This window comes from Streptomyces mesophilus (genome assembly GCF_040300965.1).
Lineage (GTDB): Bacteria > Actinomycetota > Actinomycetes > Streptomycetales > Streptomycetaceae > Streptomyces > Streptomyces mesophilus_A.
The window spans coordinates 34,613-42,132 of the sequence record NZ_JBEPEW010000068.1 but is presented as its reverse complement, the minus strand read 5'-3'; the positions used below and the strand labels follow the sequence as shown (position 1 = coordinate 42,132).

6 protein-coding genes, 1 tRNA gene and 1 pseudogene are annotated in these 7,520 nt (G+C 69.5%); 5 read left to right on the top strand and 3 right to left on the bottom strand.

The window, feature by feature from the left end:
* Positions 1-562, bottom strand: a pseudogene (locus ABT367_RS23245) (SUKH-4 family immunity protein); the annotation flags it as partial.
* A 7-nt stretch (positions 563-569) separates the two neighbouring features.
* Positions 570-1,586 carry an SMI1/KNR4 family protein gene (locus tag ABT367_RS23240; protein ID WP_352255004.1) on the bottom strand — a complete coding sequence of 339 codons (1,017 nt, stop codon included), beginning with the start codon at positions 1,584-1,586 and terminating at the stop codon, positions 570-572.
* Between the two features lie 330 nt (positions 1,587-1,916).
* Between ABT367_RS23240 and ABT367_RS23235 the strand changes: the two genes are divergently transcribed.
* Together ABT367_RS23235 and ABT367_RS23230 are read left to right on the top strand one after the other, a co-directional pair.
* On the top strand, positions 1,917-2,450 hold the full coding sequence (locus ABT367_RS23235) for a YwqJ-related putative deaminase (RefSeq protein ID WP_352255003.1): 534 nt from the start codon (positions 1,917-1,919) through the stop codon (positions 2,448-2,450).
* The gene (locus ABT367_RS23230) at positions 2,450-2,944 is read left to right on the top strand and encodes an SUKH-3 domain-containing protein (protein WP_352255002.1); all 495 of its coding nucleotides are present in this window, start codon (positions 2,450-2,452) and stop codon (positions 2,942-2,944) included. Before ABT367_RS23235 ends, ABT367_RS23230 begins: the two co-directional genes overlap by 1 nt.
* Before the next feature lie 347 nt (positions 2,945-3,291).
* Here ABT367_RS23230 and ABT367_RS23225 read toward each other — a convergent pair whose 3' ends face one another.
* Complete coding sequence (locus ABT367_RS23225) at positions 3,292-4,731, bottom strand: sensor histidine kinase (RefSeq protein WP_352255001.1); 1,440 nt, start codon at positions 4,729-4,731, stop codon at positions 3,292-3,294.
* 166 nt (positions 4,732-4,897) lie between these two features.
* Between ABT367_RS23225 and ABT367_RS23220 the strand changes: the two genes are divergently transcribed.
* The 3 genes from ABT367_RS23220 (at position 4,898) to glmU (ending at position 7,427) form a co-directional block, all read left to right on the top strand.
* Entirely contained in the window at positions 4,898-5,782 is an 885-nt protein-coding gene (locus ABT367_RS23220; RefSeq protein ID WP_352255000.1) for a hypothetical protein, read from the top strand.
* A 7-nt stretch (positions 5,783-5,789) separates the two neighbouring features.
* Positions 5,790-5,861: transfer RNA gene (locus ABT367_RS23215), tRNA-Gln, on the top strand.
* Between the two features lie 117 nt (positions 5,862-5,978).
* A complete protein-coding gene (gene glmU, locus ABT367_RS23210) occupies positions 5,979-7,427 on the top strand; it encodes a bifunctional UDP-N-acetylglucosamine diphosphorylase/glucosamine-1-phosphate N-acetyltransferase GlmU (RefSeq protein ID WP_352254999.1) in 1,449 nt (482 codons plus the stop codon).
* Positions 7,428-7,520: the final 93 nt, after the last annotated feature.

Genomic DNA, 7,520 nt, shown 5'->3' with positions numbered 1-7,520 from the left:
CAGGAGCCGGAGCGGGCGTCGGGGCGGGCGCGGGAATCGGCGACGGCGCCGCAGCAGCGGCCCCGGACCCCGGCCCCGTACCGGCGGAACCGGAAGACCCGGAGGAGTCCGAAGAGACGGACGAAGCAGAAGAAGCCGAGGACGCGGACGAGCCCGGACCCGGACCCGCATCCCGCCGGTCCGGAATCCCCATCCGGTCCGCCGCCTCCTGCAGCCACTCCGGCGGAGTCAGCAGGAAGGAGGTCTGATTGAGGTCGACCCGCTCGGGCTTCGCGGGTTCGGCGGCAGCCGCCCCCGCGTCGACGGCGCCGTACTCCTCCTCGTACCGCCGGATCACCTCACCGACCGGCAGCGAGGGCCACAGCGTCGCCTCGCCGCTGTCGCGCGCGATGACGAGCCGCTGCCGGCCGCCGTCGAGCCGCGGACCGTCCTCGCGGTCCTCCGCCCATACGACGAAACCGAGGTCGAACTCCCGCACCCGCACCTCACGATGCTGGTACGCGGGCACATCGCCGTTGATCCACTCTTCCGCGCGCTCCTGCGCCTGCGCGAAGGTCACCATCGGAAGGTCACTCCCCCACCGGGACGGCGCGCGCGAAGCCGCCGTCCACCATCAGGTTGGCCACGGTCTCCAGCTCGGGCGGATTGCCCGCGAGCCGCGCCAGAAATGCGTCGAAGTCCTCACCGCACGGCAGCAGCAGCCGCTGTACGCGTTCGGCGACCGACCACGAGGCCGTCTCACCGCTGTCCCGTGCGTCGTCGTACGCGCAGAACCAGACCGAACCGGCCCGCTCACCCCTCACCTTCACCGCGAGGATGCCGCCCTGCACGAACGCCACCCCCAGGTAGTCCTTGGTGAGGTGGTCGCGCAGACACTTGTTGATGTAGACGAGGTCGTTGACCGCCGCCTCGTCGCGGACCGTGAAGAACGGCTGGTCGATCAGAAGCCCCAACTCGGCGTCCAGCGCCGCGCCCACGGGCGCGCAGCCGCCGGCCGCCTTGAGGAACGCGCGGTACGCACCCGGCAGGCGATACCCCAAGTCCTCTTCCACGCCGAGGAGTTGCTGCTCCGTCACCGCCACCGACGCCTTCGGCAGACCGAAGTGCGCGGGCCGGGTCTCCTGCAGCGGACGCGTACCGCGCTTGTCCTGGTCGACGTCCGCCGTGGCCAGACCGCCGTGGTGGCGCAGGAGCGCCTTGACCTCGACGGGGACCAGTTCGAGCCGGCGCGTACCCGGCACGTGGTGCCAGGTCCAGCCGTGCGGGGTCGCCACCGCCGGGATCGTGTCCCACAGCTCATGCCCCTGCGCGGCCATCGCCGCGTTCGCCGACACATAGTCCGTGAGCCGCAGCTCGTCGACCCCGAAACCCTCCGGGGGCTCCGCGATCTCGGCCGCCGCGCGGGCGTAGGCGGAGAAGTCCGGGAAGCCGCGGTCGTCCATGCGCACCCCATGGGGGTGCCGGCCCGCGCGCACCGGGTCCGGAAAGTGCACGGTCTGACCGGCGTAGGCCGCGTTCGGCGGCGCGGCCTGCGCCCAGCCTGAAGCACTGGGCGGCGCGCCCTCCCCGAGCCGACCTGTCGTCATGGCGGTTGCCCCCTGCGGCACTGTTCGTACGGCCCATACGTATGGCTTGTCGCGCCCCAGCCTATGCGCTGGCGCAACACCGGTCACCGGGCCTCCGGCACCATGACCAGCTGTCACACAGCCGTGACAGTGAGGCGAAACCGTGTGCGTAACGGAACGGACAATTACCCCGGTGCGGAAGGGACATTTGATCCCGCCTTCCGTATCACCCGCCCCATTTGGCAGGCTGTTCACGCACTGGCCCTGCCGTTGAATTCCCGCCGGGGGGAGAGTGCAGCACCAGCACGGGGGAGCGGCCACCGCCGCGGCACGGGGAGGGATGCATCACCAATGCACACCGCACAAACTTCATCAACACCGGCAAAACCGGGCGATCCACGCCTGACATGGTCGACCGAGGACGAACAGTCCCCGCCGGCCCTGACCCATCGCCGCGACGGCATCCTTCCCACCGTCGCCGCCGCACTCTCCGTACGCGGCGAAACCCTCACCGCCACCGCGGGCCGCGGCGACACCCCGCCCCCGCTGCACCCGCTCGTCCAGGACTTCCTCGACACCCTCACCAGCGGCCAGCGCGAGAGATTCACCGGCCGATGTCCGGAAGTCACCCTGATCTCACGGCACTTGACCGCACACGAGACGACACGCTCCAAACGCGCCCAGCGCAAACCGCTCACCGGCGGCGAGGCCCGCAAAGCCCTCAAGCACGCCAAGCTGACCACCCGCCGCATCCGCGAGGACGGCGACCCGCTGCACGGCAGCTTCGCCCCGCCCTGCCGCTCCTGCACCGCCCTCATCGCCCACTTCGGCGTACGCATCGTCGAACCGGAACCGACCGACACCCCCACAGGGAACGCACGTTGATGCCAGCCGACCGTACGTCCACGACCCGCTTCCCGATCACGGTCGACGCGGTCCTGCGCGAAGCCGGCTGGCAGCCCGGACGCTGGGACATCAAACGCGCCGAATACTGGGCCGACGCACTGCGCTCGCACGTGTCACCCGCCGGACACCGGCACACGGTGTTCCCGGCCGCAGTGGAGGCCTGGGCCGAATTCGGCGGACTCCACCTCACGCCGGGCGGTCCCGGCCGCCAGATCGCCCCCGCCACCGTGCACTTCGACCCGCTGCACGGCCTGCACATGGCCCGCACCCTCGGCGACCTCGGACGCGCCCTCGACACGGAGGTCTGCCCGCTCGGCGCCGACTCCTCCGGCCAGGGCCTCCTCGCCGTCGACGCCACCGGCCGCGTCTACAGCCTCGACCACTCCGGCGACTGGTACCTCGGCCGCGACCTGGACACCGCGCTCACCGCGCTGCTGTCGGGGGCGGCGCCGGTGCGGCTTACGTCTGGGTGAGTGGCGGGGCTGCTGGGTGGGGGCGGGCTGCTCAGTGGGTGAGTGGCTGGGCCAATCGGCCGGCCATCGTGGGGCGGGACCATGTGTTGGGGGGCGGCTGAGGAGGGTGCTGGTCGAGTGGCTCAGCCACTGAGCCAGGTTGGCGGGCTGGCTCGGTGGCCCAGTGGCTCAGCCACTCACCCAAGCCCCGGCCGCCAACCGGCCGGAGGCCTGAGTGGATCAGCCACTCAGCCACTCCGCGCTGGCACCCCAGCGGTCCGGTGGCTGAGCCACTCACCCACTCACCCACGCCAAGCGGCCCAGATGACAAGCGGTCAACTGGCCAGCTGGCCAGTTGACCCAGTGGCTCAACCACTCCCCGCCGACACCCTCGGAATCACCGCCGAGACCCGGAACCCCCCACTGTCCGTCGGCCCCGCCACAAACACACCCCCGAGCGCGGTCACCCGCTCCCGCATCCCCAGCAGACCGTTCCCGCCGCTCGGCAGCCGTGCCCCGTCGTCGGCGCCGTCCGGCGAGGGCCCGTTCTCCACCTGCATCGCCACCTCACCCGGCCGATGCGCGATCCGCACCCGGGCCTTCGCCCCCGGCGCATGCTTGTGGACGTTCGTCAGACCCTCCTGGATCACGCGGAACGCCGTCTGCTCCACCTCGCGGTCACACGGGGCGGCCTCCCCCTCCACCGAGAGATCCACCGCCATCCCCGCGGCCCGCGACTGCTCCACCAGCGCGTCCACCTCGGCCAGACACGGCCCCTGCTCCACCTCGGCACGGAACGCCGCCGCGGCAGCCGCCGCACCCACCGCGGCGAGCGGTTCACGCGACGGCGAAGTCGTATACGACGAGGACGAGGACGACGACGAAGCCGCGGACACGTGCGAACCCGAGCCCGAACCCGAACCCGCACCCGCACCCGCACCCGCACCCGCACCGAAGGACGCACCCGCACCCGAGGACGCCGACGCCGCCTTCGGCTCATGGGACCGCAGCACCCCGAGCATCTCCCGCAACTCGGTCAACGCCTGCCGCCCCATGTCCCCGACGAGCGCCGCGTTCTTCACGGCCTTCTCCGGATCCTTCCGCGCCACCGCCTGCAGAGCCGCCGCATGCACCACCATCAACGACACCCGGTGCGCCACCACGTCATGCATCTCGCGCGCGATCCGCGTCCGCTCCTCATTACGCGCCCACTCGGCCCGCTCCTCGGCCCGCTCCGCAAGCAGCTGAAGCTCCCGCTCCAGCGAATCCGCGCGTTCCGTCAGCGACTCCATCAACCGCCGGCGCGCACCCACGTACAGCCCCATGCACACCGGCGGACCGGTCACGCCGAGCGACATCGTCACCGCCATGAACGGCACGAACCACCCGCCGAACTGCAACCGGTCATGGTCCTGCATCATCCGCGCCCAGAGCACGATCAACGTGCCGAGCAGCGACATCCCCGCCAGAGCACCCGTGATCCTGCGCGGCACATCGGACGCCGCCAGCGAATACAGCCCGACGACCGTCAGCAGAAAACCCATGCTCGCCGGCGACACCGCGATCGACACCAGCACCACGGCGATCGGCCACTGCCGGCGCAGCACAAGCACCGCCCCGACGACCAGCCCGACCAGCACCCCGACACCGACCGGCAGCCCCCCGCGCCGGGCAAAAGCGAACCCCTCCACCGCACACTCGGCCGCGGACACCACCGCAAGCCCGATATCGAACACGGCACTGCGCCGCCGCTCCCACCACCACGGCCCCCCGGCCGCTCGGCGGTGTACTTCCCCCGTCGTGGTCATGCCTTCCACCCTACGGGCGGGCCGGTCCGCTTTTCCGGTGAGTTTCCGGTACGGCGCACTAGGCGGCGGATTCGCGAACGCACGCCAAACGCCCCATTTTCCCTCGAACAACTGAACCGCTCACGCTTTCGACCCGGACGTCCGCATTCCGGACCACGATCACCACATGACGGAAATCACGAACAAGTACGCCGACTTCGAAGGCCTCCGGCAACAGGCCGTCGCACTGCGACGAGCCGGGCTCAGCCGACGCCAGATCCGCGACCACCTGCACGTCGACAACAACGATCTGCTCAACCGACTCCTCGAAGGCGAGCCGGCGCCGGAGTGGACGAAGCGCCCGAACGCCAAGGACGACCTGAGAGCCAAGGCCCGGGAGTTACGGCTCCAGGGCATGACGTACGACCAGATCCAAGTGGAGCTCGGGTGCTCGAAGAGTTCGATCTCGCTGTGGGTACGGGATCTGCCGAAGCCGGAGCGGCGCGACTCGTCGGAGCAAGCCAAGCTAGCCGCACGAAAGCGCTGGGAGCATGAGCTGGCCGTACGGGATGTGGAGCGCCAGGCCACCAAGGACGCCGCCCGCGCCGAAGTCGCAGCGTTGAGCGATCGGGAACTGTTTCTGACGGGTGTCGCCCTCTACTGGGCAGAGGGCACGAAGGACAAGCCGTACGACCGGCGGGAAAAGGCGATCTTCGTCAACAGCGATCCGGACGTCATCGCGGTCTACCTGGCCTGGCTGGAGCTGCTCGGCGTACCGCCCGAGCATGTTCAGTACCGCGTAATGATCCACATGACGGCGGATGTCGAGGCCGCGAAGAGGTACTGGGCCGACTTCGTGGGTGTCGATGTCACCCGACTGGAAAAGACGACCATCAAGAAGCACAACCCGAAGACCGTGCGGAAGAACGTCGGCGAGGACTATCGCGGATGCCTCGTCATCAGCGTCCGCCAAAGCGCAGAGCTCTACCGCCGCATCGAAGGCTGGTGGTCCGGCATCGCAGCGGAAGCCCATGCGCGGCTTAAGCGGGGAGATCGCTCCGGTAAGGTTTGAGGCGCCATCCGCCGTGGGGTAGCGGCATCCCGCAGGCCTTTGGAGCCTTGAGACGCTGGTTCGAATCCAGCCGGCGGAGCAGCAGAGTTCGGGTCCTGACCACACCGGTCAGGACCCGTCCTCGTTTCAGCCCAAGTACCCCCCGGTATCCTGCGGATGTCCCCCCGCACAACATCCGAAGCCGAAGGGCACCCCCGTGAGCGCCAACAGCCCGGCAGCCGTCGTCGTCCTTGCAGCGGGTGAGGGCACCCGTATGAAGTCGCGCACCCCCAAGGTGTTGCACGAGATCTGTGGCCGGACCCTCGTCGGGCACGTGGTCACCGCGGCCCGCGAGCTCTCCCCCCAGGAGCTCGTCGTGGTCGTCGGGCACGGGCGTGAGCAGGTCGCCGCGCATCTCGCCGAGATCGATTCCGCCGCGCGTACCGCGGTGCAGGAGCAGCAGAACGGGACCGGGCACGCGGTCCGTATGGGTCTGGAGCCGTTGGGCGGTGCGGTGGACGGCACCGTGATCGTGGTGTGCGGGGACACTCCGCTGCTGACGGGTGCGACGCTGGAGAAGCTCGCCGAGACGCATGTCGCCGATGGGAACGCGGTCACCGTGCTGACCGCCGAGATGCCGGATGCGACGGGTTACGGCCGGATCGTGCGCGACGGGGTGTCGGGTGCTGTCACGGCGATCGTGGAGCACAAGGACGCTAGTGAGTCGCAGCGGGCGATCCGGGAGATCAACTCGGGGGTGTTCGCGTTCGACGGTCAGCTGCTCGCGGATGCGCTGGGCAAGGTGCGTACGGACAACAGTCAGGGCGAGGAGTATCTGACGGATGTCCTGGGGATTCTGCGGGAGGCCGGGCACCGGGTCGGGGCGAGTGTCGCCGCGGACCACCGTGAGATCTCCGGCATCAACAACCGTGTGCAGCTGTCCGAGGCGCGCCGGATCCTGAACGACCGTCTCCTGACCGAGGCGATGCTCGCGGGTGTGACGGTGGTCGACCCGGCGTCGACGTTCATCGACGCGACGGTGACGTTCGAGCCGGATGCTCTGGTGCACCCGGGTACGCAGCTGCTCGGCAGCACGCATGTCGCGGCGGGTGCGGAGGTGGGGCCCAACTGCCGTCTGACGGATACGAAGGTGGGCGCGGACGCCCGGGTGGACAATGCGGTGGCGTTCAGCTCGGAGATCGGCGAGGGCGCGAGTGTGGGCCCGTTCGCGTATCTGCGGCCCGGTACGAAGCTGGGTGTGAAGGCCAAGATCGGCACGTATGTCGAGACGAAGAACGCGACGATCGGTGAGGGCACGAAGGTGCCGCATCTGTCGTACGTGGGTGATGCGACGATCGGTGACTACACGAACATCGGTGCGGCGAGTGTCTTCGTGAACTACGACGGTGAGGCGAAGCACCACACGACCGTGGGATCGCATTGCAAGACCGGTTCCGACAACATGTTTGTGGCTCCTGTCACGGTCGGGGACGGTGCGTACACCGCTGCGGGTTCGGTGATCACGAAGGATGTGCCGGCCGGTTCGCTGGCTGTCGCCCGTGGTCAGCAGCGGAATATCGAGGGCTGGGTGGCCCGTAAGCGTCCGGGCAGTGCCGCTGCGAAGGCTGCGGAGGCGGCGTCCGGGAAGTCCGACGGCGAGAGCTGACGGAAAACAGGTGCGTCTGAGGCGGCGTACCGTGATAGACGCACGCATTTTGTCGGCTTGCTCGTACGCGGGTTTCGCGGGTACCGGGCGGCG